We start from the raw sequence: 26549 nt of genomic DNA, 5'->3' as shown, positions 1-26549 counted from the left end.
ATTATAATTAAGAATTATTTTGTGACCATTCTTCAACATTCCAAGTTTTTGTAATCCAGCCTTCATAAAATTCTGGTTCGTGACATACAAGAAGGATTGTCCCTTTATATGCCTTCAGAGCTTTTTGAAGTTCTTCCTTTGCTGTAACATCAAGATGGTTTGTTGGCTCATCAAATAGGATCCAGTTACTTTCTTCACCCATTAACTTACATAAACGAACTTTTGCTTGTTCGCCACCACTTAATTGATTTAGCGGGCGAGAGATATGCTCATTTTTCAATCCGCATTTCGCTAACATTGCACGAACTTGATGTTGGTCCATGCTAGGGAATGTGTTCCAAACGTCATCAATTGGTGTTATATTATCAGCTTTTACTTCTTGCTCGAAGTATGCAGGCTCTAAGAAGTCACCAAGACTTGTTTTACCGCTTAAAGGTTTAATTTTTCCTAAAATCGTTTTTAGTAATGTTGATTTACCAACACCATTACAACCAACGATGGCAATTTTTTCACCGCGTTCAATTGTCATTGTTAGTTTTGGTAATAACGGATGTGTATATCCGATTTCTACATCTTCACCTTCAAAGACGAAACGGCTACTTGCACGACACTCTTTAAATGAGAACTCTGGCTTAATTGCTGTTTCAGGACGATCAATACGCTCCATGCGATCAAGTTGTTTTTGACGACTTTTTGCACGACCTGTCGTTGAATAACGAGCTTTGTTCTTTGCAATAAAGTCTTCTTGCTTTTTAATAAACTCTTTCTGTTTTTCATAAGCATTTATATGTTGATTTTTATTAATTTCGGCTAACTCTAGGAATTTTTCGTATGTCGCTGTATAGCGCGTCATTTTTGTAAATTCTAGATGGAAAATAACATCAACGCATTTGTTCATAAATTCCGTATCATGAGAAATTAATAAGAATGCATGTGGATATTCTTTTAAATAATTCGTTAACCAATGAATATGTTCAACGTCTAAGTAGTTAGTAGGCTCATCGAGTAATAACACTTCTGGCTGCTCAAGTAATAGCTTTGCAAGCAATACTTTTGTACGTTGCCCACCACTTAGTGCTGAAACATCACGATCTAAACCGATTGCATCAATTCCAAGACCTCTTGCTGCCTCTTCGATTTTCATATCTAGTAAATAGAAACCACCTGCTTCGAGAGCATCTTGGATTTCTGCCATCTGCTCAAGAAGGTCCTCTAATTCTTCCGGTGTTGCCGTTCCCATTTTTTCTGCAACTTCATTTAAAGCTTTTTCTTTTTCAAATAAAGGTAAAAACGCGTCAGCTAATACATCACGAATTGTGCGACCAGGTGTTAAAATTGTATGTTGGTCTAAGTAACTGTAATTTGTACCAGGTGTCCATTCTACACGGCCTTCATCATGGATAAGTTGACCAGTAATAATATTCATAAATGTTGATTTACCAACACCGTTTGCACCGACTAATCCGACATGTTCTCCTGCTAGTAAACGCATGGATACATCTTTAAATAATGTGCGATCGCCAAATGTATGGCCTAGTTTTTCTACTGTTAATAAGCTCATAGTATCCTCCGTCCAACTTGAAATAGTACCTTGAATCATGATACTAAATTATTGAGTATAATGCTATCCTTTCAAAATGTATCTTTTTGTAAGAAACTCATTGTATTTTTTGGGGAAAAGGTTATAATATTAATTGAACAGTGGTTAATTAAATTGTGAGGTATGAAAAATGTCGCCAAGAAGGGCAGTTAAACAAGAATTAACGAGAGAAATGATTATGAATGTAGCAAGAGACTTATTTATAAAATTAGGTTATCAGCATACTTCAATGCGTAAAATTGCAACAGAACTAGGATATAGCCATGGTGCCATCTATTATCATTTTAAAAATAAAGCAGAGCTTTTCTATGCGATGGTAGAGCAAGATTTTCAATTGCTGAATCAAAAGTTAGATGAGATTAATGATCAAAATTTACCACAAGAGGAACAATTGAAAGCTGTTTTATTTGGTTTTATTGAATTTGGTTTGCAAAATCAAAGTCATTATGAAATCATGTTTTTAATTAGAGATGATGAGTTAAAAGAATGTTTAGCAGATGGCCCAAATGTTAGTTACGAAAAATTTGCTACTGTTGTATCTTCTTTGTGTAATGAGAAGGTAAATGTAATGACAATATGGTCTGTTTTTCTATCATTACATGGGTTTGTGGCACACTATTGTGGGAATGATCAAACATTTGAAGAAGTAAAAGGATTAGCTAAGGTACACGTGGAGTTTATTTCAAAATCACTTCTTATGTAAGTGATTTTCTTTTTAATATTAATTGAACATCGGTTAATTAATTTAGGGGGGATATATAATGAAAAAAGCTTTAGTGCTAGGAGCATCTGGATCAATGGGGTATGCAATTGTAAAAGAATTATGTAGCAGAGGAATTCATGTAGTGGCCTTTGCGAGGAATAAAGAGAAATTAGAGATATTATTTTCTGGAGAAGAAAATGTGAAAGTTGTAGCGGGAGATGTATTTATACAGGAGGATATAATGGAAGCTGCGAAAGGCGTTGATATTATATTTCATGCTGTAAACATTCCATATTCAGATTGGGAGAAGAAGCAACCAAAATTATTAAAAAATATATTAGAAGTAGCAAGGTATTACGACAGTAAGTTAGGGATAGTTGATAATATTTATGCGTATGGGAGGCAAGGGGAAGAACTTGTAGTGGAAGAAGTTAAAAAGGCACCACATACGAAGAAAGGGAAAATTCGGTTACAGCTAGAAATGATGGCAAAACAGGGAAATGTACAAATGTTTATTGCACATTTTCCTGATTTTTATGGCCCAAATGCAGAAAGTACGCTTGTTCATCATACTTTAAAAGGTGTACTTGCAAATAAGTTATCAAGCTTTGTTGGAGATAAAAAGCTTGCTCGTGAATATATTTTCACACCAGACGGTGCAAAAGCAATGGTTGAATTAGCTTTACGTGATGAGGCCTATGGACAAAATTGGAACATACCGGGTTATGGTGTCATTACAGGTGAAGAGATGATTCAACATATACAAGAATTAACGGGATATACAAAACCAGTAATGACAGTAAAAAAAGGTATGATAAATTTAATCGGACTATTTGATAAGCAGATGAAAGAATTTGTGGAAATGCTATATTTGACAGAAAATCCTGTTGTATTAAGCGGAGAGAAATATGAGAGGTATATTGGGAATATACCAAAAACCTCTTATTATAATGGGCTAAAAGAAACGATTATATCTATGCAACATAAAGGTGTGTAAATATTAGTATAAAAAAAGTTACTTCTGTAGGTAGAAGTAACTTTTTTATTATGCTTTTTGTTTGACTTCACTAACTTTCTTTTCAGCTACAATAAAATGTGGTCTACGTTTTGTTTCATAATAAATGCGACCGATGTATTCACCCATAACACCTAGGAAAATGAGTTGAATACCACCAATAAATAATATAGCGGAAATTAAAGTGAAGTATCCTGGGACTTCAACACCACCAACAATAATTTGAATAAATGTAGTAATTACGTATAAAATCCCTAAAATAGTTGTTAATAATCCAAGATATATAGATAGTCTTAATGGTTTATTATTGAATGAGATAACACCATCTATTCCGTAATTTAACAATTTAGAAAAAGTCCACTTACTTTCTCCATCAGAACGTAATACATTTTCATATCCAATAATTAGTTCATTAAATCCAATCCAGGAGAATAAACCTTTTGAGAAGCGATTGTATTCGCTTAAAGATAATAGAGAATCAACAGCTCTTCTACTTAAAAGTCTAAAATCTCCAATGCCGTCTACTAGTTCAATATCTACAAACTTATTCATCACTTTATAGTATAGACGAGAAACGAAAGAGCGAACGGGTGAATCACCTGTTCTTGTTCTTTTTGCAATAACTTGGTCGTAACCTTCGTTATATCCTTCTAACATTTCTTTTATTAGTGTAGGAGGATGTTGCAAATCGGCGTCCATAATAACAACTGCATCACCTGTAGCGTATTTTAAACCAGCTAACATAGCGGCTTCTTTGCCGAAATTCCGACTAAATGATATATAATGAACAGCTGCATCTGAATTTGCCAAATCACGTAGAATATTTAATGTATCATCTTTACTACCATCATTTACAAAAACAAATTCATAATCGGTAGTTAATTTATGAATTTCTAGAGAAGTCTCTGAATAAAAGGCTCGAAGCATCTTTTCTTCATTGTAGCATGGTACGACTATTGAAAGAGTCATTTTTGACCCTCCTTGTTTATAATGGTTAAAACGTTATTTAATATTTTTTATGAAGCTATCCACTTTGGATAGCTTCATGATTTATTGAGTGCTCATTGCTGCTTTTTAAAAGGTAATTTTCGGCGTCCTTTTTGATTTGTAAAAACTAGTAAGGCTACACAAATAATTAGTGAAATAATTGATATAATCATACCTAATTTAAAGTAAGGTGTAACATAAGTCATTTCGATTATATGTGCTCCTTTTGTAATTGGTACGCCAATAAAGGCAGAATTTGCTTTCGTGAATTCTGTTTCTTTTCCATCAACTTTTATAGTCCAACCTTTACTATATGGAACAGATAAATATAGTAATCCATCTTTTTTTGAGTTGATTTCACCTTTTAAATAGTTGTTTTTATAATAAATATTTTGAAGTCTATTTTCAGTTAGTTTTTTTGTTTCTTTTTGTACACCTTCGTAATTTACGATATTTGCTTGTAAGTCTTCAAGTTCGTATTCACCTGGTGCATCAATAGAAATAGTTAGTTGGTCTGGACGATCGTCCTTACCTAAATTATAAACAAATCTTTCTAAAGGATATGAGTATGCACCAGTGTCTTCACCTTTCCCCATATCTTTCCCGTTAACTACTGCATGGAATGAACCTTTATTTTTTATCTTTAATTCTACAATTAAATCTCCAGGAGTATTAGGATAATTTATAGGTACAATCATATTTCCATTGCCATGGACAATGAGTTTATTATTCTCTTTTTCCATATTTTCTAGTTGTACTTTTTCCATTTTGATAGATACCGCTTTTGAATTAAGGTTCTTTTTATCAAAATGGGTTAATGAAAAGTCTTTTACATTATTAACGACTACAGCATGTAATAATAATTGGTCACGCTGAGCGAAGTTTAATTTAGAAAATTCTTCTTCACTTATACCAGAATCATATACATACCCTAACGGTAAAGCATAGTCATTTTTGTAAATATTATACGGTCCTACTTGTTTTAATAGTTTATATCCATATGGTATATTTTTTTGATCTGTATCAGCGCTTAGTACGCGATATTTTACACCTAACATATTTTCAAGTAGTAGTCGACTATCAACTTGGAAGAACATCGAAGGAGTGTCGAACCCTTGGAATACGTTGTATTTATTTTTCATAAAGTCATGAACATAATAATTAATCAAGCTTTGGTACGTACTTGTACCATGATAACCTTGTAACATTGGTGTGTTATGGGCGCTACCTGGGTTAAGAATACGATAAAAGTCTTTATCATATTCTTGTATATAACGAATGGCAGCAATCTCATCTTTGTTATCATAGCCAGATACATGTAAAGCTTCTTTTGTAGCATTGCTTTGTCCGAAAACGGTACTAAGTATATTATTAGCATACATGTAATTCATGGAAATTGTACTAACGAGTACGTTCACTACAACTAAAAATTGTATGAAAGGTTTAGAAAGATAACGCCATAAACATACTGTAATGAGAGAAAGAACGATAGTTCCGATTAAAATATTGTCAACCACCTGTAAAGGTTTATCACTTACATTTATATTTACTTTTCTATAAAATGCATAAATGAATAATCCTATTGATACTAATGAACTTATTATATAAGGTAATTTAAGTTCTTTCTTATGAACAATCATCCAATCTAAGATGTATGCTATAGTTTGAGCAATTACAAATACAAATAAATAAAGCCATCTATATTGCATTGCTGAGAAACCATTAAATACAGAGTATGTATACGGAAGCATAAACAGAATGAACATGAAAAACGTAAAGAGTACTTTATTTTTAACAAGTTTATCACGTATAAACATTCCAAATATGATTAGGAATAAAATTAAAGCTGGTAAAGCTAATTGATGATTTTCAGCATCATATACGAAGAAGATAGTTTCCATTAGATCTTTATAAAATGTATCTTCAAAGAATAAAGGTATATCAAATTTCTTCGTTAACCGATCCGCACTAAATACCGCATTGACTGATGGAATAAAGCAAACTGCAGCCAAGCCAAGTGATAGACCGTATAATAATCCAATTTTAATATAATAGGCTAGAAAAGAGACGATTGTTTTATTTTGCTGTGTGGCAAAGTATTGGAAAAATGAGTAAATGAAAATGAAAATACTTGTGATAAAAGCAAAATAAAAGTTCGATGCTAACATTAAAGTAGCAGCTACTAAGAAAAGTCCACGTTTCTTTTCTATAATATATTTATCAAGTCCCCATATTACTAATGGTAAAAATACGATGGCATCAGCCATGAAATCCCAAAGTAATGAATGGCGCATAAAAGTAATACATCCACCATACATAATAGCAGCAATAAAAGATGAGAAGACTGTTTTATTATGATAACGTAAAGAACCATACATGAATAACATAGCTAAAAAGTTTTTTAAAATACTCATGTATAATTTCATATCATAGATTTGTTCAATATTTAATTTAGGAAGTAACAGCGTAATCCAGAAGAACGGCGCTGTACTGTAATAATAACTAAACTCTCCAAATAAATCTCCACCTAATCCATAATCAAAAGACCAAAAAAGATTACCATCTTTAAAGGCATGTTGCAGGAGAAATGTAAAGAAACCAAATTGGCTTAATGCATCACCTGTACCAGAAAAGATTTGATTAGATGTTAAAAAGAAATAATGAAAAGCAAAAGCACACAATAATAATATCGGAATAATCATTATAGTTTTCTTTGAGAGAATCTTATTGTTCGGCTTTATGCTCATAAAAATTTATAATCCTCCTTCGAAAGTTGTTACATATAAAAACACACCAATTATGAAGGTGTGTTTTTTAGTTTTAGCATAAAAAAATATATATTTTTGTTGTATCATATATATTTTACAAGCATTGAGTTTCATAGTTTACTTGTAATTTAGTATAAAGCATTCTCAGAAAGTAAGTCAATTTGACATGGAATATATAGCATTTTTAACCACTGAAAATTCGAGAATAATGAAGTGCAGTCTTCAGAGTTTATGTTCTGTAAATGATGGTATATAAAAAGCCAAAAGCTTTTCCATTCTTAATAGGAAAAGCTTTTGGCTTTTAAGCGTTTTTACGAACTAATTTTTTATTTACAAATCCTAAAATCAACCCGCGTATTTGTGGATCAATTGCAAGGCCAATAATACCGTACAATATACCAGTAAGTGTTAGAGCTACCAGTGGTGGTAAGTTAATTAATACTGTGCGGTATAGGGCGTAACTGATTATAAATGCTAGTGTATTAAATACAATCCCTTTGAATAGTAATGTAAATCCTTTACGAACGAATAAAGTAAATCCGATTAATAAAGTAACCTCAGTAATGATAGCAGCTCCCGCAGCTCCCATCATTCCAAATTGGCTACCTAATACGATGTAACTTACGATAGCGACAGCTAATCCAATTCCCATCGTTGTCGCACGCTTCCACTGTTGACCAATAGTTGTTAAATTATCAGCAAGTGGATAGTTGATAGATTGTAAAATAACCATAAAGGCTAAAATTGCAAGAGCATCACCGGCTGGTGCATATTTTTCACCTAATAAAGTAACAATCCAAAAACTTGGGTCGGCGATAAATGGAATCGAGATTCCCATTCCTAAGAAAGACATAAGTTTTAATTCGAACTGAGATAGTTTTCTATGTTCATCAATATTCTTTTCATTTCCAAAAGCAAATAACTTTGGATAAAAGGCCGCTGCAATTACACCAGGAATTTGATAAAGGACAGCAGGTATTTTAGAAGCAGCTCCAAAGAATCCAACTTGCTCATACGTTGAGACTTTTTCTAATATAATGGGCCCTAACTGTGGTAAGAGCATAATGATAATGCCATTGATTGTGAAAATGAGCAATTGATCTAAAATACCTTTATCCCAGCCCTTATGAACTGTTGTATGGCGAATTACCATTATAAAGGCGATGAGTCCTGTTACGAGACTGGATATCCCGTACATGGCAGCAACCATCATAAGTGACCATTTAAAGGACATTCCTAGTAGAAGAGCAGCTGCGGCTGTTACACCTTGTATTACAGAAATAATCGCTGTAAATTGCATGCGTTCTGTTACTTGGAAGTAAGCCATCCCAACACCTTGTAAAGTGGCTCCAAACATGGTCGGCAGTACAACCCAATATACCATCGCACGTAAGTAAGCATCAGGATAGAAGAACTGAGCGAAAATAGCGAAGAGCACAGAAATTACGATAGCTAATACTAAACGAATACGTAAATAACTACTAATTAGTACGCTAATGTTAGCGTTGCTTCTCGTTCCTTCACGCATAAATGTATGTGTCAAACCTGCATCTGTAAAATAACAAATAACAGCGGAAACTGCTAAAGCAGTTGTAAACATCCCATACTCCTTTGGTGAAACATATCTTGCAAAGAAAATGGTCGCAATAGCAAGTACAAATCGAACAGTAATATTTCCTACAAATAGGTAGGAGGCGTTTTTAAGGATTTTATTTGTTTTCATGGAACAAGACCTTTCTATTTTTCAGGACGCACTTCGTCCTATTTGTAAATTTGATTTGTTTACGGAAAGTATGTTTAAAAGCGTATTCTTTATTTAAGAAAACATAAACTTTATTCGTACAAACCAAAGCATTGCGTATAGCTTTTTGCTTCGTTTTCCATTTTTCGAATAAATTTTGCGACAATATTTATTTATATCGCCCTTGATTAATTGAACTTGTGATTTATCTAACTTAGAGCTTCCTTTAATGTATATACAAGCATTGTTAATGACTGTATATGGGAATAGATAAGTTTCAAGGATTTCAATAAGTTCCGTAGAATCATTCACGATCAAGTCTTTTGATTTATTATGAACCCAATCCTTCATGCAATTAAATACTTCTAATTCTTTTGCTGTTTTTAATTCATAATCTTTATACTTTGAAGAAAGATTTCCTTCGGATAAGATTCGATAATATGTTAAATATTCATCTACATAGCATACATTTGTTACACTCATTAATTTAAATAGAAATTCTAAGTCTTCTCCCCAGCTACATCCTGGTGTGAAACGAATATTATGATCCATCACGATAGATTTTTTGAAAATCCAAGTGCTCGTCTGAGCAACAACTTGATGTGTTAAGAAAGCTTTTGTCATATCACCTTTAATAAAGTTTGTCGTGTGCTCAACTTTTTCACCAGTCTCTTCGTAAAAGTTCATATAGCCACAATAACAAGCGTTCATGTTGTTTGTATGCATACTATCGATTTGTTTTTCTATTTTTGTTGGGTGCCATAAATCATCACTATCAAGAAAAGCAACATATTCTCCGCTAGCATTTTCAATTCCTGTATTACGAGCAACTGAAACGCCTTGATTTTCTTGTGGGACGTATTTTATTTGTCCGGGGTACTTTTGTACAAGGTTTTTTACGATGGAAGGTGATTGATCTTTGCTTCCATCATCTACAATTACAATTTCAATGTTTTTATATGTTTGATCTAGTATTGATTGCATCGTTTCTTCAATATATTTTTCCGTATTATACAGAGGTATGACAACGGAAACGAGTTGTTTTTGTTCCATCATAGAGTTTTTATCTCCTCAAATTTTTTATGTTTTGTACCATATATACAAGTCTTTTGAAAGGAAGAAGACTACAAGAACATCTGTATAAGTTTAACGCATATAAACTTTGTAAATCAACTTTCTATTGTGGTACCTCGTATAATTAGAAAGAAATAATTTGAAATGATAAAAGCTCCTGAATTTTTCAAGCAAAATTCAGGAGCTTTAGTATATTAGTATTTAGTTAGGAAGTTATTCCTTATCTGTTATCTTTAATTTTTGTTTTAATAATGCATAATCTTGCGTTAATGTTACAAGTTGATGGTGTAATTTGGAGATTTTTCTCGTCAGGTCAAAAATTAAGATAAAACAGAATAATAGTCCGAATAAGAATAAAATGGACGGAGGATATTCTACGTTTAATAGTTTTCCAATCCAATTTATAATTTTATCCGTAGAACTTAAAATAGCCATTGCAATACAAACGAAAATCCATAAAATAGCATATTTTGTTTCTAAAGTCCCACGACGAATGGAATTAATAATTGAGAAGAATAGTAATAAAATAAAGATGAATGAAAAGGTAATTATATGCATTCATTATCAACCTTTCACGATTTTTTGCATCAATATAGCAAGACTCACCTTAACCATGTAATATGCAGATTTAAGGGGAGTGATGGAAGATTGTCCACCTTGTCGCTCTTGCATATTTACAGATATTTCATTAATGCGAAGTTTTTTCTTTTTTAAATGAATAAGGACTTCTGGTTCTGGATAATCTTTTGGATAATTGTGTGCAAAAATCTTAATTACTTCTCGATTGATAGCACGATACCCAGAAGTTGGATCCATAAATGTTTGTTTTGTTAGTACTTTCAGTAGAGCGGTAAAATAAAAAATACCGATTCTTCGGGAAATACTACCTTTATATGCTGTTTTTTCTGTAAAGCGTGAACCAAGCACCATGTCGCATTGATCCTCGGCAATAGGCTGTATGATTTTGTATAAATCATCAGGATTATGTTGTCCATCAGCATCGAACTGAATCGCAATATCATATCCGTTCTCATAGGCGTATTTATATCCAGTTTGTACAGCTGAACCGATACCTAGATTATATGGTAAATTAACAAGATGAACAGGGAAATCTTTTACGATTTGAGCTGTTTTATCTTTTGATCCATCATTAATAACGCAAATGCTTAATGCTGTAAAATGCTGTTTTAGTTCTAATAATCTTGTTAATGTATCTGCAATTGCTTCTTCCTCGTTATACGCTGGAATAATAATTAACGTTTTTGGTATTGAAATTGGTACCTCAATAGACATTACCGCACCATCCCTTATATACTTAATCATATTATGGTTATTTTTAAACGAACATTATTTAATATACCATTAATAGTATAACAAAATAAAGGAAAAGCTGATGGGTGATTTTAGGAAACAGGCATCGAATAAAAATGCTAAGGCGTAACACTTTATTATAATAAAAAATACATGCAAGGAAGAAAAAACCTGTGCATGTATAAGATAAAATCCTAATGTTACATATTCCAAGGCTTACTTAAAGTTAACACTTCAGCCATTTCTTTACTTTTCAAACGTCCCTTTTTTCTATTTTCTGCACGCTCTGAACCAGTTGTATGTAGCCAATGTTCTTCCTCTGTTTCAGGAATTACTTGTGGTACAGATGAAGGTTTTCCGTCTTTTAATGCGACAAATGTAATGAAACACGTTGCGGCCATTCTACGCTCGCCTGCTAGTAGATCCTCTGCAATTACTTTTACGAAAACTTCCATTGAAGATTTTCCTGTATAACATACGAATGCTTCATAACAAACAGAATCTGCTTGGTGAATTGGAGTTAAAAAATCAACGGAATCGATAGATGCTGTTACGCAATGTTTGCGGCTGTGTCTCGCAGCTGCAATTGAAGCTATACTATCAATTTCTGCTAATAATTTCCCCCCGAAAAGTGTTTGGTGATTATTTAAATCGTTAGGAAAAACACGTGTTGTTTTAATTGCTTTTGATTCTCGCATGAATTTCTTTTCCATATATTCATCCCCTATTTTCTGTTTTCAATCAGAGTGACATGTGTAAGTGGAGTACCCATATTAGATATTTAATGAAGTAAAGTGTTCCAAAAGAGGATTATCCCACTATTTGCGGGCTAATAGTCAGTGGGGAATGAACAAAACCCCCGTGGATTAAAGTTTCACTTTATTGAAATTTCTGTATTTGTATTCATGTAACTGAAAGAAAATTTATCATATATAAAATGTAGTGTAAAAGAGGATTCGCTTACATTGCAAGTGAAAAAGTAATGACTATGTATTTGTCATAGAAATTCCCTATTAACCTTGTGCTTATTCATGATAGAATCGTTTTGTTATGAATGGAAATAGAGGTGCAATGGACATATGAATCATATAAGAACAAATTTTTCGTCTTTCTTCAGTAAAATAATGATTGGTGCGATGCTCGCATTTTTTGTCTATAGTTGTTGGGCGGCTTTTGAAACAAGTAAGCAATTTTTTGGGGGAAGTACAACAAGTATAACAATTGTATTAGTGATTTTTGTTATTCTTATTTTGTTAGTAGCATCAATTTTGCAATATCGTTTTACAGATAAACAATTTCTTGTTTTTCTTATAAGCATATCTATAGTTGTAAGACTTATCACAGTTCTATTTGTAGATGTTCCAATGATAGGTGATATGAAAGCTATGTATGAGTCTGCAAAGCAGATTGCAATTGGCAATAATATAGAAAATATAGCACAGTTACCTTTTATTATTTATGAATCGATCATCATTCGTATATTTGGTGATACGGTATTCGCTTTACAATTATTTAATATTTTATTTTGTACAGGAACTGCATTTTTCATTTATCGCATTGCGTCAATGGTCTTTGGAGAAGAGTGTGGTCGTATTGCATCAATGTTTTATGCTTTATATATTCCAAATATATTTATGAGTTCTGTATTAACGGCGGAATCACTCGCAATATTTTTATTTTATTGTGCTTGTTACATATTTTTATATAAGGGATTAGACCATCCTTATATGTGGGTAATTTCAGCCATTTTATTTGCGCTTAGCAATATGATTTTCCCAATGGGATTATTTTTACCTATTTTTATAGCTGTATATGTGCTGTTAATTGAATTATTTCAATCAGGGGCGAAACAAAAATTACTATTAAAAATGATGGGAATACTTATTCTGTTTTATAGTACTCATTTTGGTGTGAGCTATGGTATCAAGATGATGGGAATGTCACAGTATACGATTTCTAATCAGACTTATGTTCAATCTGTTTTAATTGGAAAAAGTCAAAATGAAGAAAAAACATCCAAAAATAAAAGTGTAAAAGAGCACATTGATCAAGAGTTAAAAGAAATGGAAGTAGAAAGATTTAAACTGTTAAAACCAGTTATTAACCAGCTTTCAGACGAGGGAATAAATTCTATTATTTTTAAGTGTGAAAAGCTTATATATATAGTGGTGACATTATTTATGGCCATAGCTTTATTACATTTTCTAATTAAGAAACAGCAAAATGAAGGATATATGTTGTTTGTATTATTAATTACCGGATACGTGTCGTTAAGGCTCTTCCGAGTAGATATGGCATATTATAATATTATTATGCCAGCTTTGTTTATTTTACAAAGCTTTGGTGTTTATATGAGTTATTTTTATTGCCAAAAAATATTTTTCAGAAAATAAAAGAATCCATTTTGGATTCTTTTTTTGTAGATGGATGATAAGGATGAATGCAAAGCGGAGATGAAGAATCTCCACTTTGTATCGATTCGTCTTATCGGTTTAGTTCTAGTTGTAAATTATCCGCTGTTAAGGCCATTGTTGAGGAATCGTCTTGAATACTCTTCATTACTTGTGAGATAGTCTCTAATTCATTTTCAATTTTTTTATTTTGTTCTTTAGAGTTAGACATATCTTTTACGATTTCTTGGAAATATTGATCTGTCGCATGCATACTATCTGTTCCTTCAGATACGAGAGAGCTTATTTGTTCCACGGAAGAAGAGACGTGTATAATTTGTTCATTAGTTTTTTCAACGAGTTTTGTAACGTTGGAAATTGATTCTTTCGTTTGCTCTGATAACTTTCGGATTTCTCCCGCTACGACTGAAAAACCTTTACCAAATTCGCCAGCACGTGCAGATTCAATAGCAGCATTTAATGCTAGTAAATTTGTTTGCTCGGCGATTGATTTTACAATATCAATGATTTCGTTAATTTTGTTAGAAATATCAAGAAGTTCACGAGTATCAGTAATGATAGTTTCCATATTCGTTTGGATGCTTTCCATTCGTTTGTTTTGCAGATTTAATTGTTCTTTGCCTTTATTGGCCTTTTCTTCTGATGTCGTAGCTAATGATGTACCTGTTTTTGCAATTCCTACGATACTTTCTGATTTAGATGTTAACTGTTGAATAGAAGAGCTTGTTTTTTCAGATACTGCCGCTAGTTCTGTTGCAATATGTGTAATCGTCATAGCTGTCAGTTCTTTTTCTTTTTCATGTTCTTTTTGGATTCTTTCATATTCGGATTCATAAGCCGCAATAACAAGTTCTTGTTCTAATGTGAATAATTTGTTTATTACGTTTATAGAATAAGAAAAATCGTCTATCGTTGAAATTTTCGTTTGCAAAATCTTCATGACGGAGCGGAATAATTCTTGGTAAGCAGCAGTATACCATTTTCTATGTAAACCAATTTGTACGTGCCTTTTTGCAATTCTAACACGTTGTTCAATAAAATCTTCATTCATATTCCCGCTGAACAATTCTTTAATATGTGTCTTTAAAGTTTGTTTTAATTTGGGAATAGAGCTATAGCGTTCAATAACAGCAATTAAATTAGGTTGTTTTGTGATGTTGGTGTAGAATTTTTCTGTTATCCAATCTATTTCCTCATAAATAAATGGCTGTAATACTTTAACAATTTTTAAATCTTCCTTTGAAATATGTAGCATATCCATTTGAGTTTTTAGTTCAGAATTAGCAGGCACGTTAAATATGATTTGTTGGCCTTTGCTTAATTCAATTATACTGGTGTTTGTTTTATTTTTTTTAAAAACCCCAAGCATCATTCTTCCCCCTGTTTATAAAACGTTTTCATTTCTTTATTCTAATGTAATTATATATTTTTATATACAATTACTCTATAGTATATGGAATTGTATATAAATTAAGAGAATTCTATGTAGAATTCTCTTAATGGCCTTTATTAATTTTTGCATGTGTTTTAAAGAAAACGGGGAAATGTACATTATATATTACGGTGACTACACGAATAACGAATGTTATTAATAAACAAACATAGAAAGCTAATATGTGTGCCCCCATTGCATGTGTAATTAAGAAACTAACTGCTCCTAAAATAGAAGCAATTGCATATATCTCTTTTCGGAATACATACGGGATATCTTGAGCGCAAATGTCACGTAAAATACCGCCCCCAATACCTGTAATAACTCCCATCGAAACGACTAAAAACGAGGCGTCAACGTGATGTGACATTGCTGCATTTGCACCAATAGCTGTAAATACACCTAAACCAACAGCATCAGAAAGCATAATAACAACTTGAAGTTTATTGATGCGCTCAAAAAACATACATGTGAATAATGCTGATAGTACACTTACGAAAAAGTAAATGGGTTTTACAAATGCGACAGGAGGCAGGTTACCAATCATAATATCACGAATAATACCGCCGCCGAGCGCAGTAGCTACAGCTAAACAAAGGACACCAAATAAATCTAGATCTTTTTTCAAACCAACTAATGTACCAGAAATGGCAGCGGCGATAATGCCAAGAAACGTAAATATATCGATTAATAACATGGCTTTAATTCCTTCCTCTTAAAGATGTTCCAGAGAAAAAATATACACTAAAGTTTTGGAAATAACAATTACTTTTCGCTACATGTAGAAAAATGGATGAAATAGCTAAAGAAAGCGTTTGAAAATGCTTGATAAGTAGCAATAAAGTAAAGCGAAAAAGTGTGGAGAGATTAATAGTATAGTTTTTTGATGTAGCTTAGTTGGAGGGATGGTACAATAAGATAAGTCCGTTTTTTACATTTGTATAAAATGATAAAAAAATATTTCTGTACGGTCGAAAATAAGTGCATATGTGTTAGATAGTTTTTATAGGGATAGGGAAGGATAGCTAAAGGACAATGTTTTCGGTTACTAATAATGCTGGACTTGACTAGTTTCGGCATGAAAAATAGTTCTCAATTTAAATATGAGTTATGTTATAATTGCTAGGTGTGTTTAAACAGTAGAAAACTATGATTAAAAGATAATGTGAAGATTTTGTATGGAGGTCTTGGAATGTTAGCAAATCAAGCTAGGGTTAGATTTGAGCATTTTTTGCTCTTTTTTATTATTTTACAGCCTGTTTTAGATTTATTAACGTCTCTTAGCATCGTTTTATTAAAGTCAAATGCCACTGTTGGAATCTTGGTAAGATTTCTTATTATGGCTGTTGGTGGTATTTACATTTTAATTCAGGCAAAAGAGAAGGAAAATAGGAAGTTTTTAATTTACTTAATACTATTAGCAGTAGTTTTAGGGATAGGGTTTATTAATAATAAACTAGTTAAGAATCCTATTGTACTTGGTGAAGAAGTTAAGTTTGTTGCGAAGGCATTATATATATATATTATGCTAGGATCATACATTTTAGCTTTAAAATCATTGAAAAAGAAAGTAAATATTAGTGACAAAGTCAGAAATAGTATTGTGTATTCAACATTAATCATTAACGCTATTATGGTTATTTCTATTTCGACATCTACAGACTTTGGTAGTTATCAATGGATGAAAGTTGGTTCCCGAGGGTGGTTCTATGCAGGTAATGAACTAGGGTCAATCTTAGCTATTATTTTCCCTATTGTGGTACTATATTCTATTCAAAAAACAAAGAGCGTGAAACACGTTTTATATTGGATTCCATCGCTTTTAATGATTTACTCGTTAATTCAAGTTGGTACGAAAGTAGGGATGGGCTCAATTGGTGCTACGTTAGCAGCAGCAATCGGGATTATCGTACTACAATTATTATTTGATAGAAGAAATCCAAACAAAAAGTCTCTTGTACTTAATGGATTAATTGCTATTGTTCTATTGGCTGGTGTTGTTGGAACGTTTAAAATGACGCCATTAGCACAAAATATGGGTATTCATAACAACTATTTATCAGAACAAAATGTAGCGCAGCAAGGTCAAAAAGAAAAAGAAATTAAAGAGAAAATTAAAAAAGAAGAAAAACAACATAAAGTTGAGAAACCAGAAGAAAAGGCGAAGGTAGAAGCTGAAGTTAAGAAAGAGCTTGAGAAAGAGCAAAAGAAAGAAAATCAAGAAAATCTTATTTTCAGTGGACGTCAAGTATATGAAGAGAGACATAAGCAGTTCTTTAAAGAAGCGCCGATGTCACAAAAGTTATTAGGAATGGGTTATGCAGGTAACTATAAATATAATGAACAAAAGCAGCCAGATCCGAAGCTAATCGAAATGGACTTCCATGATTGGTTTTATGATTTCGGAATTATTGGTTTTGCGTTAATGATGATTCCATTTATTTATTACGGCGTAAGAATCCTACTAGCATTTGTTACAAGATTTAAGGAAATATTTAATGTGAAATATGGAATGATTACAGCAAGCTTATTATTAGCATTAGGTATTGCATATATTGCAGGACATATTTTGACAGCACCAGGAGTCGGGATTTACTTTGTAGTGGTGTTAGCTTATCTAATCGTAGATCTAGAAATTGAATGATAAAAATAAAAGCTAACTTTTGTTAGCTTTTATTTTTTAGTACAGTAAAATAAAGATAGATGGAAATGTAGCGAGGATTTAAAGGAGGAAAAAATATGAGGATATTGCATATGAATGCAGGGGCAGAAGATGGTGGAGGAAAAACACATATTATTTCACTGCTCGATCAGTTTCCGGACGGTGAAGTAGAATTAGCAGTATTTGAAGATGGAATTGTTGCGAAAGAAGCAAGAGAGCTAGGAATAAAAGTTCATGTGTTTTCACAAAAATCTCGCTATGATTTATCCATTTTAAAGAACATAAGTGAATTCATTAATAAAGAAAAATTTGATGTAGTTCATACACACGGTCCTAGGGCGAATTTCTTTGTTTCTCTAATGAAGAAGAAATTCGCGGCAAAATGGGTAACGACAATTCATAGTGATCCATTTCAAGACTTTACTAAACAAGGCTTAAAAGGCTGGATTTTTACTAAGTTAAATTTGAAAGCTTTAAAAAATATAGATTTATTTTTTGTTGTAACGAATAGGTTGAAAAAGAGCTTAGCCGCATTAGGTATTTCAAATGAAAAGATGCATGTTATCTATAACGGGATTGAATATGATCAGGAAAAAGCAGATGGCTATAATAAAAAGGAAATGTTTAATATTGATGAAGATGTGTTTACGGCAATCCAAGTAGCGCGTTTGCATCCTGTTAAAGGACATGAAGTTTTATTCGATGCGTTACAACAAACAAAATTGGAGAAAATTAAAGTATTATTAGTTGGTGACGGGCCGTTAGAAAGAGAACTAAAGGCGTTAGCTACTGAAAAAGGGATTAATGATAAAGTTGAATTTTTAGGGCATCGTCAAGATGTGAAACAATTATTTGCTTCATCACATGTCAATTTGTTAACTTCCCATAGCGAAGGATTTCCATTAGTTTTATTAGAAGCGGCAAATCAACGTGTACCATCAATTGTGACTAGAGCAGGAGAAATCGAACCGTTAATTGCAGATGAAACTTATGGGTGGATTGTACCAACTGGTGATGGAAAAGCATTGGCATCGGCATTAGAAGAGGCGTATGATAAGTGGAAAACTGGAGAGTTATCAGTAATGGGCAAGCATATTTATGAGCATGCTACTATGAACTTCTCGCTTCAAAAATTATATGAAGATACGAAAGAAACATATAAGCAATTAATAGCGAAAAACCTTTAATGATAGAGAGGATAGTTAAATATGGCAGTACAAACGGTTGATATTCTAGGTGTTCCTTTCTCTACAATGACAATGGATGAAACGGTCCAATATTTAAAGGAACAACTAGAATTGGAGCAAACTCATACTTTTCAGGTAGTAACAGCAAATCCTGAAATTGTTATGTGTGCAAAAAAGGATGAAGAGTTCCATAAAACATTACTAAATACCGATTTAATTACACCTGATGGTATTGGGGTTGTAAAAGCAAGTGGTATGCTTGGTACACCTGTAAAAGAACGTGTAGCAGGTTTTGATTTAATGTGTAATTTATTTGCGAAGTTATCAGAAGAGAATAAACCAGTATCTGTTTTCTTATTAGGTGCAAAACCACATGTTGTACAAGCCGCGGCTGATCATTTAACGAAGACATATTCGTCTGCATCTATCGTGGGGATACAAGATGGATATTTTAAACAAGAAGAAGAAGAGAATATTGTTTCACGTATTCAAGAGGCAAAACCAGATCTATTACTTGTTGCACTTGGCTTTCCAAGACAAGAAAACTTTATCCAAAACAATAAGCATCGTTTAGAAACGAAAATGGCTGTTGGAGTAGGCGGTAGTTTAGATGTGTGGGCTGGAGAGGTAAAGCGTGCGCCAAAATGGATTCAATCTATTCATTTAGAGTGGTTTTACAGATTATGTAGTAATCCAACACGTTGGCGTCGTCAGTTAGTATTAGCTGAATTTTTAAAAGAAGTAATGCGTTCAAAAAAGTAGCGGAACATCGCTACTTTTTTTATTTGTTTATTTTTGATAAACATTTTACTTTTTGGGAATGATGAAGGAGAATTTTTTATAAGAAAGTATTTTACTTATGCAATACACACATGTAAAATGATGTGTAAAGACAGCTGTGTAAGGAGGACTTCTTGTGAGCAAGGTAAAAGAAATTTCGAAGCGAAAGCTACTTGGTATAGCAGGGCTTGGCTGGCTATTTGATGCAATGGATGTTGGAATGCTTTCATTTGTAATTGTAGCACTCCAAAAAGATTGGGGATTAAGTACTCAAGAAATGGGTTGGATAGGTAGCGTTAATTCAATTGGTATGGCAGTAGGAGCGCTCCTTTTTGGGATACTATCAGATAAAATAGGACGGAAATCAGTCTTTATTATTACATTATTACTATTTTCTATCGGTAGTGGTTTAACTGCTTTAACGACGACATTCGCGATGTTCCTCGTTTTACGCTTTTTAATTGGTATGGGACTTGGCGGGGAACTTCCAGTTGCATCTACTCTTGTATCAGAAAGTGTTGAAGCGCACGAACGTGGAAAAATAGTTGTACTATTAGAAAGCTTTTGGGCTGGTGGTTGGTTAATTGCAGCTCTTATCTCATATTTTGTTATTCCTAAATACGGTTGGGAAGTTGCTATGGTAATAAGTGCAGTTCCAGCGTTATACGCTTTATATTTAAGATGGAATTTACCCGATTCTCCAAGGTTCCAAAAGGTTGCAAAAAGGCCATCTGTTATTGAAAATATAAAATCGGTTTGGTCTGGGGAATATCGTAAAGCAACAATTATGTTATGGATTCTATGGTTTTGTGTGGTCTTTTCCTATTATGGAATGTTCCTTTGGTTACCTAGTGTAATGGTACTGAAAGGCTTTAGTTTAATAAAAAGTTTTCAGTACGTACTCATTATGACTTTAGCTCAACTTCCAGGATATTTCACAGCTGCATGGTTTATTGAACGTCTTGGTCGTAAATTTGTATTGGTTACGTATTTAATTGGTACAGCATGTAGTGCTTATGTGTTCGGAATTGCGGATTCATTAACAGCATTAATAGTGGCGGGTATGTTACTATCCTTCTTTAATTTAGGTGCTTGGGGTGCATTATACGCTTATACACCGGAACAGTATCCAACAACTATTCGCGGTACAGGTGCAGGAATGGCAGCTGCATTTGGGCGTATTGGTGGTATTCTTGGACCACTATTAGTAGGGTATTTAGTTGCTTCACAAGCTTCACTATCGCTAATATTTACGATTTTCTGTGGATCAATTTTAATTGGGGCACTTGCTGTAGTTATACTTGGTCAAGAAACGAAACAGAGGGAATTAGTATAAAGAGAAACCTTAATCAGTGGTGTTTTGTCCATCAACCACTGATTATTAGCCCGCACCAATCGGGATAAAAGAAAAGGGGAACCAAAGTGGTTTCCTTTTTTCTGTTTTTTTAGATAAATAATGGTATAGTAAGAAAAAGGGAATGTTTCTTACTAAAGCGAATGTATACAACAAGACATATGGACAAAGGAATTAGGTGGCTGGATAAATGAAAATCTTACTTATCATGGAAGAAACAGAAGAGCGAAGAAAATTAGTTGAGGACTTTACTGAAAACATTCGAAATGTAGAATGTTTTGAAGCGAAAACTGGAACAGAATCTTTGCTAATAATGAAAAAACATACACCTGATTTTGTTTTTTTAAATTCGCAATTAATGGATGGTACTGGTTTTGAATATTCGAGTTTGTTACGAGAAGTGAATTGTTATACGAAATTTATTTTTATTGGTGAGGATATAGAAGAGGCAATTACAGCTTTTCGTTTCCAAGCGTTTTATTATTTATTACGACCATTTCGTGAAGAAGATTTACAATTCATTTTATATAAAATGGGAAAAGAACAAGGTGAGAAAGCAAAGAGTCATCTGCGTAAACTGCCGATAGAAGGCCATGAGGGAATTAGATATATTCTCCCGGAGGATATTGTATATATTAGTAAAAATAAGGAAAACAAAACCGTTTCAATTTATACAACGAATAATCAGTATATTTCAACATACACACTCCAGGAATTAGAAAATAAACTAAATGCATATGATTTTTTACGTGTACATAAAAGCTATTTAATTAATATGTCATATGTACAAGAACTTAAACCTTATTATAATGGCACGTATAATTTGCATTTAGACAGGTACGATGAGCAACCGATTCCAGTAAGCCGTAATTATGTAAAACGACTTCGAAATAAAATTGAGCTATGACAAGTAATGAGAGAATTTTAACATAATAGCCTAGAAATCCTTCATGATAAGGAGGATTCAAATTAAATATTCAGAAAATTTAGTACAATCTCCTCTAAGAAGTAGTAATGGGGGGATTGTACGTGAAAACATTGAAATCAATTTTACTTTGGGGAGTTATTGCAGCAGTAGGAGCATCTGCTTTTGGTGTAATAGCTTTATCACAGGGTGAGACAATTAATGCTGTATGGCTATTAGTTGCTGCTGTATCAGTGTATGCGATTGCTTATCGCTTTTATAGTAGATTTATAGCAAGGAAAGTTTTTGGCCTAGATAATAATAGGCAAACGCCTGCTCATACGTTAAATGATGGGAAGGATTATGTTCCAACAAATAAATGGGTTTTATTCGGACATCACTTCGCTGCGATTGCAGGGGCAGGTCCTTTAGTAGGACCAATTTTGGCGGCGCAGATGGGGTATTTACCTGGGACTATTTGGATTATTGTTGGGGTAGTTATTGCCGGAGCTGTACAAGATTTTGTAATTTTATTTGCTTCAATGAGACGTAATGGTAAATCATTAGGAGAAATGATTAAAGATGAAATTGGTCCTGTTACAGGATTAATTGCAATGATTGGTATTTTAGGTATTATGATCATTTTATTAGCGGTATTAGCTTTAGTAGTTGTGAAGGCACTTGTTGGGAGCCCATGGGGAATGTTTACAATCGCAGCAACGATTCCAATTGCTATTTTAATGGGAGTTTACATGCGTTATATTAGACCAGGGCGAGTAGGGGAAGGATCAGTAATCGGTATTGTTCTACTAGTCCTATCGCTTATTGGTGGACAGTATGTAGCAGAAAATCCAACACTTGCAAGTATGTTTACTTTTAGTGGTGAAACAATTGCTATTATGCTTATCGTATATGGATTCATTGCATCGGCATTACCAGTTTGGATGCTCCTTGCACCACGTGATTATTTAAGTACATTTTTAAAAATAGGAACGATACTTGGATTAGCAATTGGTATTTTAATTGTAGCTCCAGATTTGAAGATGCCGGCAGTATCTAAGTTTATTGATGGAACAGGCCCTGTTTTCTCCGGGAATTTATTTCCGTTCTTATTTATTACAATAGCTTGCGGTGCTGTCTCTGGATTCCACGCTCTCGTTTCATCAGGTACGACGCCGAAAATGATTGAGCAAGAAGGTCATGCACAGCCAATTGGTTATGGGGCAATGTTAATGGAATCATTTGTAGCAGCGATGGCTATGATTGCAGCTTGTGTATTAACACCAGGAACTTATTTTGCAATTAATAGTCCAGCAGCACTGATCGGAACAGATGTATCACAAGCGGCTCAAGTTATTTCTTCGTGGGGATTTGCTATTACACCGAATGAATTAAAAGAACTTGCTGTTAACGTCGGAGAACAGACCATTTTATCACGTACAGGTGGCGCACCAACATTAGCAATTGGTATGGCACATATATTTTCACAAGTAATGGGCGGAACGGCGATGATGGCATTTTGGTACCATTTTGCCATTCTTTTTGAAGCACTATTTATTTTAACAACGATTGATGCTGGAACACGTGTAGGACGATTTATGATTCAAGATATTTTAGGGCATGTGTACAAGCCGTTTGCGAAAACAGATTCCACAATAGCGAATGTGGTTGCTACAACGTTATGCGTATTAGGCTGGGGGTACTTCTTATATCAAGGGGTGGTTGACCCTCTCGGTGGAATTAATACGCTATGGCCACTTTTCGGTATTGCAAATCAAATGTTAGCGGGGATTGCACTATTACTTGGAACGACAATTTTATTCAAAATGGGGAAAAAGGCATACGTTTGGGTAACGCTTATTCCGACTATAGGATTACTGATTGTAACGATGACAGCTGGTTATCAAAAGTTATTTCATGAAAATCCTAAAATAGGGTTTCTATCCCATGCGAAAGTGTTCCAAGGAGCATTAGATGATGGAAAGGTATTAGCTCCAGCTAAAAACGTTGCGCAAATGAAACAAATTATTTTTAATGATTATATTGATGCAGCTCTTTGTGGGATTTTTATGATAGTTGTAATTGCTGTATTAATTTCTGCACTTCGAATTTGGATTCAAGTATTAAGAAATAAGCCAATGCCGTTAAAAGAGGCTCCATATATTCCAAGAGACGAAAGTGAGTCGAGGAACTATGCTTAAAAGATTACGGAAGGTATGGGGAAAGAGAAACCAATTTATTAGTTTACTTGTCGGAGTTCCAAGTTATGAAACATATGTAAATCATATGAAAGTACATCATCCAGAAGAGGAAATCCTATGTCAAAAACAATTTTTTGCTGAGGCACAAGAAGCTAGATTCAATGCAAAAGGCGGAAAAATATCACGATGTTGTTAATGGAAGGGGCGAAATTTCGTCCCTTTTTTATTTTGTTGTTCCACGTGGAACAACAAAATAAAAAAGTTTGGGAATTATAGGGATTTCGTAATACAATAACATATGGAAAGGGATAGATGGAAAAGAAAAAGTAGGGAGATTATTTTATGTTCAGAGATCTATTTGTAAATATGACAATTATTCTTTCCTTTATCTTTGTAGGTGGTCAGCTTTTAAGAGATAAGCCGTTAAAAGAGGGATTCGCTGTTTGGCAAAAATGTGTAGTAGGTATTTTCACTGGAATATTAGGTGTATTATTAATGCATTTTGGTGTACATATTGAAGATAGTCTGTTGGATTTACGTTACTTGGCAGTTATTTTGGCGGTTATAATTGGGGGGGCGATAGCCAGTAGTATAACAGTTGCTATCATTTTAATAACTCGGCTACTTTTTACTGATTACTCTTTAGCCTCTGAATTGGCTTGCTATACTATCATAGTAACCGGAATTGGTATTGTCTTCATTTGGCGGATGAAAATTTCTATATTTACAAAGTGGATATGGCTTAATGTGTATAGCTTGTCTATTTTAATATTACCACTGTCTATTTTATTTAAGGATGTATCTGTAGTGGTATTATATTTTGTTTGTAGTATTGTTGCAGGATACATCACATTTGTAAGTGCAAGTTACGTATTGCAATCCAATGAATTATTTCAAACGATGAGGCATTATGCAACGATAGATGCATTAACGAATCTAGGAAATGTAAGACAGTTTGATTTAGAGATGAATCGTCATATTGGTAACAAACATATGAAGAATGATTCACTTTGTTTATTGCTTATAGATATTGATCATTTTAAGTATGTAAATGATACGTATGGTCATCCTGCTGGGGATGAAGTATTAAAACAAGTGGGGCGTATTTTAATAGAGAATGCACCATTCTCAAACTTGGTTTTTCGGAAGGGTGGCGAGGAGTTTGCCCTGCTATTACCAAAAAAGAGGTTAGCATATGGAGCGCGTATAGGGGAACAAATTCGTCTAGCTGTTGAAAAGTATTCATTCCAATTGCAAAATGGAGAAAAAATAAAAATTACAGTTTCGGTCGGAATTTCAGAGTATGAAAAATCCCCAGAACAATTTATTCAATCAGCAGATGATGCATTATACTATTCAAAAAGAAATGGTAGAAACAAAGTTAGTACAGCATCATAAGGGCAAAGGAGGGAAGGGGATCTTCCCAAAAAGCTCCTGAAATAATTAAAACCCACAGAACAATAAATGTTCTGTGGGTTTTAATCTATTTTTAAATTTATTAATAAAAAGCTTTATGTTAGACAAGTTCTTTCGGTGCAACGAATTTGCGGTATGCACCGTGATGTGTTGGTCCTACATATTCGTTAATCTTAAATGAATGACGAATTGCAGCTGTGATGAATTCTTTCGCAGTTTTTACTGCTTCTTTCACCGTTTTTCCTTTTGCAAGTTCTGCTGTAATTGCAGCAGAATATGTACAACCTGCACCGTGTGTATTTGTCGTATCAATCTTTTCTGATTCTAGAAGATCGAATGTTTCTCCGTCATATAATACATCAATAGCAGTTTCTGTGCCTAGTTTGCTACCACCTTTAATCAGTACGTATTTAGCACCTAAAGCATGGATTTTTTTTGCAGCTTCTTTCATGTCCTCAAGAGAATTAATTTTCACACCACTTAATTGATATGCTTCAAATAAGTTTGGCGTTACGACTAATGCCTTTGGAACAAGAACGTCACGTAAGCAGTCATTTGTTTCAGGATGTAACGCTTCATCCGCTCCTTTACATACCATAACAGGATCAACTACTACATTTTCGAAATTGTGCTTTTCAATTGTTTCCGCAACCATTTCGATAATTTCTACTGATCCAAGCATACCCGTTTTTAAAGCATCTACGCCAACGCCTTCAATTGTCGTTTCTAATTGTGGTTTTAATGTAGAAGCCGCGATTGGGAATACGTTATGTGCCCAACCGTTATGTGGGTCCATTGTTACGATTGTCGTAAGAGATGTCATCCCATATACACCAAGTTCTTGGAATGTTTTTAAATCTGCTTGTATACCAGCACCGCCACTTGTGTCAGAACCAGCGATAGTAAGTGCCTTATTCAATGTCATTATGAAAGCCCCCTCAAGTGATATAATGAAAACTATGTTTTCACCATTATATCAATGTTACGAATAAGTACAAAGTGA

At 33.5% G+C, this 26549-nt stretch carries 22 protein-coding genes and 1 pseudogene; 11 read left to right on the top strand and 12 right to left on the bottom strand.

Going from position 1 to position 26549, the window contains the following annotated elements:
• Positions 1-7 precede the first annotated feature (7 nt).
• Entirely contained in the window at positions 8-1561 is a 1554-nt protein-coding gene (locus JFT89_RS18270) for an ABC-F family ATP-binding cassette domain-containing protein (protein ID WP_002130147.1), read from the bottom strand.
• A 169-nt stretch (positions 1562-1730) separates the two neighbouring features.
• On the opposite strand from JFT89_RS18270, the gene JFT89_RS18265 reads away from it, so the two are divergent.
• Complete coding sequence (locus JFT89_RS18265; protein ID WP_002130146.1) at positions 1731-2303, top strand: TetR/AcrR family transcriptional regulator; 573 nt, start codon at positions 1731-1733, stop codon at positions 2301-2303.
• A gap of 58 nt (positions 2304-2361) precedes the next feature.
• Positions 2362-3300, top strand: a complete 939-nt coding sequence (locus JFT89_RS18260; protein ID WP_016096445.1) for an SDR family NAD(P)-dependent oxidoreductase — start codon at positions 2362-2364, stop codon at positions 3298-3300.
• 48 nt (positions 3301-3348) lie between these two features.
• Here the strand turns inward: JFT89_RS18260 and JFT89_RS18255 are convergent, their stop codons facing one another.
• The 7 genes from JFT89_RS18255 to JFT89_RS18225 all read right to left on the bottom strand — a co-directional run bounded on the left by JFT89_RS18255 (position 3349) and on the right by JFT89_RS18225 (position 11912).
• Positions 3349-4287 (bottom strand): glycosyltransferase family 2 protein, encoded by a 939-nt coding sequence (locus tag JFT89_RS18255; RefSeq protein ID WP_002130144.1) that lies wholly within the window; start codon positions 4285-4287, stop codon positions 3349-3351.
• A gap of 92 nt (positions 4288-4379) precedes the next feature.
• Entirely contained in the window at positions 4380-7052 is a 2673-nt protein-coding gene (locus JFT89_RS18250; RefSeq protein ID WP_201040433.1) for a YfhO family protein, read from the bottom strand.
• A 322-nt stretch (positions 7053-7374) separates the two neighbouring features.
• Positions 7375-8796 (bottom strand): oligosaccharide flippase family protein, encoded by a 1422-nt coding sequence (locus JFT89_RS18245; protein ID WP_088040507.1) that lies wholly within the window; start codon positions 8794-8796, stop codon positions 7375-7377.
• 93 nt (positions 8797-8889) lie between these two features.
• On the bottom strand, positions 8890-9870 hold the full coding sequence (locus JFT89_RS18240; protein ID WP_201040432.1) for a glycosyltransferase family 2 protein: 981 nt from the start codon (positions 9868-9870) through the stop codon (positions 8890-8892).
• Positions 9871-10101: 231 nt separating this feature from the next.
• Positions 10102-10446 carry a DUF2304 domain-containing protein gene (locus tag JFT89_RS18235; protein ID WP_002191336.1) on the bottom strand — a complete coding sequence of 115 codons (345 nt, stop codon included), beginning with the start codon at positions 10444-10446 and terminating at the stop codon, positions 10102-10104.
• Between the two features lie 6 nt (positions 10447-10452).
• A complete protein-coding gene (locus JFT89_RS18230; RefSeq protein WP_000021472.1) occupies positions 10453-11181 on the bottom strand; it encodes a glycosyltransferase family 2 protein in 729 nt (242 codons plus the stop codon).
• A 218-nt stretch (positions 11182-11399) separates the two neighbouring features.
• Positions 11400-11912 (bottom strand): acyl-CoA thioesterase, encoded by a 513-nt coding sequence (locus tag JFT89_RS18225; protein WP_000412118.1) that lies wholly within the window; start codon positions 11910-11912, stop codon positions 11400-11402.
• Between the two features lie 366 nt (positions 11913-12278).
• Between JFT89_RS18225 and JFT89_RS18220 the strand changes: the two genes are divergently transcribed.
• The gene (locus JFT89_RS18220) at positions 12279-13592 is read left to right on the top strand and encodes an ArnT family glycosyltransferase (protein ID WP_016096449.1); all 1314 of its coding nucleotides are present in this window, start codon (positions 12279-12281) and stop codon (positions 13590-13592) included.
• 91 nt (positions 13593-13683) lie between these two features.
• Here the strand turns inward: JFT89_RS18220 and JFT89_RS30810 are convergent, their stop codons facing one another.
• From JFT89_RS30810 to JFT89_RS18210, 3 genes and pseudogenes are all read right to left on the bottom strand, one after another.
• Entirely contained in the window at positions 13684-14490 is an 807-nt protein-coding gene (locus tag JFT89_RS30810) for a methyl-accepting chemotaxis protein (protein ID WP_374191880.1), read from the bottom strand.
• A pseudogene (locus tag JFT89_RS30805) lies at positions 14485-14865 on the bottom strand (protoglobin family protein); the annotation flags it as partial. The gene JFT89_RS30810 and the pseudogene JFT89_RS30805, both read right to left, overlap by 6 nt.
• A gap of 241 nt (positions 14866-15106) precedes the next feature.
• Positions 15107-15739 (bottom strand): trimeric intracellular cation channel family protein, encoded by a 633-nt coding sequence (locus JFT89_RS18210; protein WP_002016412.1) that lies wholly within the window; start codon positions 15737-15739, stop codon positions 15107-15109.
• Between the two features lie 495 nt (positions 15740-16234).
• On the opposite strand from JFT89_RS18210, the gene JFT89_RS18205 reads away from it, so the two are divergent.
• From JFT89_RS18205 to JFT89_RS18170, 8 genes are all read left to right on the top strand, one after another.
• A complete protein-coding gene (locus JFT89_RS18205) occupies positions 16235-17686 on the top strand; it encodes an O-antigen ligase family protein (RefSeq protein ID WP_016096451.1) in 1452 nt (483 codons plus the stop codon).
• Between the two features lie 95 nt (positions 17687-17781).
• Complete coding sequence (locus tag JFT89_RS18200; RefSeq protein ID WP_002089874.1) at positions 17782-18891, top strand: glycosyltransferase family 4 protein; 1110 nt, start codon at positions 17782-17784, stop codon at positions 18889-18891.
• 21 nt (positions 18892-18912) lie between these two features.
• Positions 18913-19653: a WecB/TagA/CpsF family glycosyltransferase gene (locus JFT89_RS18195; protein ID WP_016096452.1), complete on the top strand. Its 741-nt coding sequence runs from the start codon at positions 18913-18915 to the stop codon at positions 19651-19653.
• Positions 19654-19807: 154 nt separating this feature from the next.
• Positions 19808-21007 (top strand): MFS transporter, encoded by a 1200-nt coding sequence (locus JFT89_RS18190; RefSeq protein WP_002138953.1) that lies wholly within the window; start codon positions 19808-19810, stop codon positions 21005-21007.
• A gap of 208 nt (positions 21008-21215) precedes the next feature.
• A complete protein-coding gene (locus JFT89_RS18185; protein WP_016096453.1) occupies positions 21216-21932 on the top strand; it encodes a LytR/AlgR family response regulator transcription factor in 717 nt (238 codons plus the stop codon).
• Between the two features lie 122 nt (positions 21933-22054).
• Positions 22055-24130 (top strand): carbon starvation protein CstA, encoded by a 2076-nt coding sequence (cstA, locus tag JFT89_RS18180; RefSeq protein WP_016096454.1) that lies wholly within the window; start codon positions 22055-22057, stop codon positions 24128-24130.
• Entirely contained in the window at positions 24123-24326 is a 204-nt protein-coding gene (locus tag JFT89_RS18175) for a YbdD/YjiX family protein (RefSeq protein ID WP_002144639.1), read from the top strand. The genes cstA and JFT89_RS18175 overlap by 8 nt, the downstream gene beginning before the upstream one ends.
• 146 nt (positions 24327-24472) lie before the next feature.
• A complete protein-coding gene (locus JFT89_RS18170) occupies positions 24473-25528 on the top strand; it encodes a diguanylate cyclase (protein WP_016096455.1) in 1056 nt (351 codons plus the stop codon).
• Positions 25529-25646: 118 nt separating this feature from the next.
• Here JFT89_RS18170 and pdxK read toward each other — a convergent pair whose 3' ends face one another.
• A complete protein-coding gene (pdxK, locus tag JFT89_RS18165; RefSeq protein ID WP_002113152.1) occupies positions 25647-26471 on the bottom strand; it encodes a pyridoxine/pyridoxal/pyridoxamine kinase in 825 nt (274 codons plus the stop codon).
• Positions 26472-26549 lie beyond the last annotated feature (78 nt).

This window comes from Bacillus sp. TH25, from assembly GCF_016650935.1.
In the GTDB taxonomy this organism is placed as follows: domain Bacteria; phylum Bacillota; class Bacilli; order Bacillales; family Bacillaceae_G; genus Bacillus_A; species Bacillus_A mycoides.
The sequence above is the reverse complement of the archived record's forward strand: the minus strand, read 5'-3'. Positions and strand labels throughout refer to the sequence as shown.

What these genes read in the sequence shown, in the direction of transcription:
- JFT89_RS18270 (WP_002130147.1), bottom strand. Translation starts at nt 1,561, where the DNA reads ATGAGCTTATTAACAGTAGAAAAACTAGGCCATACATTTGGCGATCGC.
- JFT89_RS18265 (WP_002130146.1), top strand. Translation starts at nt 1,731, where the DNA reads ATGTCGCCAAGAAGGGCAGTTAAACAAGAATTAACGAGAGAAATGATT.
- JFT89_RS18260 (WP_016096445.1), top strand. Translation starts at nt 2,362, where the DNA reads ATGAAAAAAGCTTTAGTGCTAGGAGCATCTGGATCAATGGGGTATGCA.
- JFT89_RS18255 (WP_002130144.1), bottom strand. Translation starts at nt 4,287, where the DNA reads ATGACTCTTTCAATAGTCGTACCATGCTACAATGAAGAAAAGATGCTT.
- JFT89_RS18250 (WP_201040433.1), bottom strand. Translation starts at nt 7,052, where the DNA reads ATGAGCATAAAGCCGAACAATAAGATTCTCTCAAAGAAAACTATAATG.
- JFT89_RS18245 (WP_088040507.1), bottom strand. Translation starts at nt 8,796, where the DNA reads ATGAAAACAAATAAAATCCTTAAAAACGCCTCCTACCTATTTGTAGGA.
- JFT89_RS18240 (WP_201040432.1), bottom strand. Translation starts at nt 9,870, where the DNA reads ATGATGGAACAAAAACAACTCGTTTCCGTTGTCATACCTCTGTATAAT.
- JFT89_RS18235 (WP_002191336.1), bottom strand. Translation starts at nt 10,446, where the DNA reads ATGCATATAATTACCTTTTCATTCATCTTTATTTTATTACTATTCTTC.
- JFT89_RS18230 (WP_000021472.1), bottom strand. Translation starts at nt 11,181, where the DNA reads ATGTCTATTGAGGTACCAATTTCAATACCAAAAACGTTAATTATTATT.
- JFT89_RS18225 (WP_000412118.1), bottom strand. Translation starts at nt 11,912, where the DNA reads ATGGAAAAGAAATTCATGCGAGAATCAAAAGCAATTAAAACAACACGT.
- JFT89_RS18220 (WP_016096449.1), top strand. Translation starts at nt 12,279, where the DNA reads ATGAATCATATAAGAACAAATTTTTCGTCTTTCTTCAGTAAAATAATG.
- JFT89_RS18210 (WP_002016412.1), bottom strand. Translation starts at nt 15,739, where the DNA reads ATGTTATTAATCGATATATTTACGTTTCTTGGCATTATCGCCGCTGCC.
- JFT89_RS18205 (WP_016096451.1), top strand. Translation starts at nt 16,235, where the DNA reads ATGTTAGCAAATCAAGCTAGGGTTAGATTTGAGCATTTTTTGCTCTTT.
- JFT89_RS18200 (WP_002089874.1), top strand. Translation starts at nt 17,782, where the DNA reads ATGAGGATATTGCATATGAATGCAGGGGCAGAAGATGGTGGAGGAAAA.
- JFT89_RS18195 (WP_016096452.1), top strand. Translation starts at nt 18,913, where the DNA reads ATGGCAGTACAAACGGTTGATATTCTAGGTGTTCCTTTCTCTACAATG.
- JFT89_RS18185 (WP_016096453.1), top strand. Translation starts at nt 21,216, where the DNA reads ATGAAAATCTTACTTATCATGGAAGAAACAGAAGAGCGAAGAAAATTA.
- JFT89_RS18175 (WP_002144639.1), top strand. Translation starts at nt 24,123, where the DNA reads ATGCTTAAAAGATTACGGAAGGTATGGGGAAAGAGAAACCAATTTATT.
- JFT89_RS18170 (WP_016096455.1), top strand. Translation starts at nt 24,473, where the DNA reads ATGTTCAGAGATCTATTTGTAAATATGACAATTATTCTTTCCTTTATC.
- pdxK (WP_002113152.1), bottom strand. Translation starts at nt 26,471, where the DNA reads ATGACATTGAATAAGGCACTTACTATCGCTGGTTCTGACACAAGTGGC.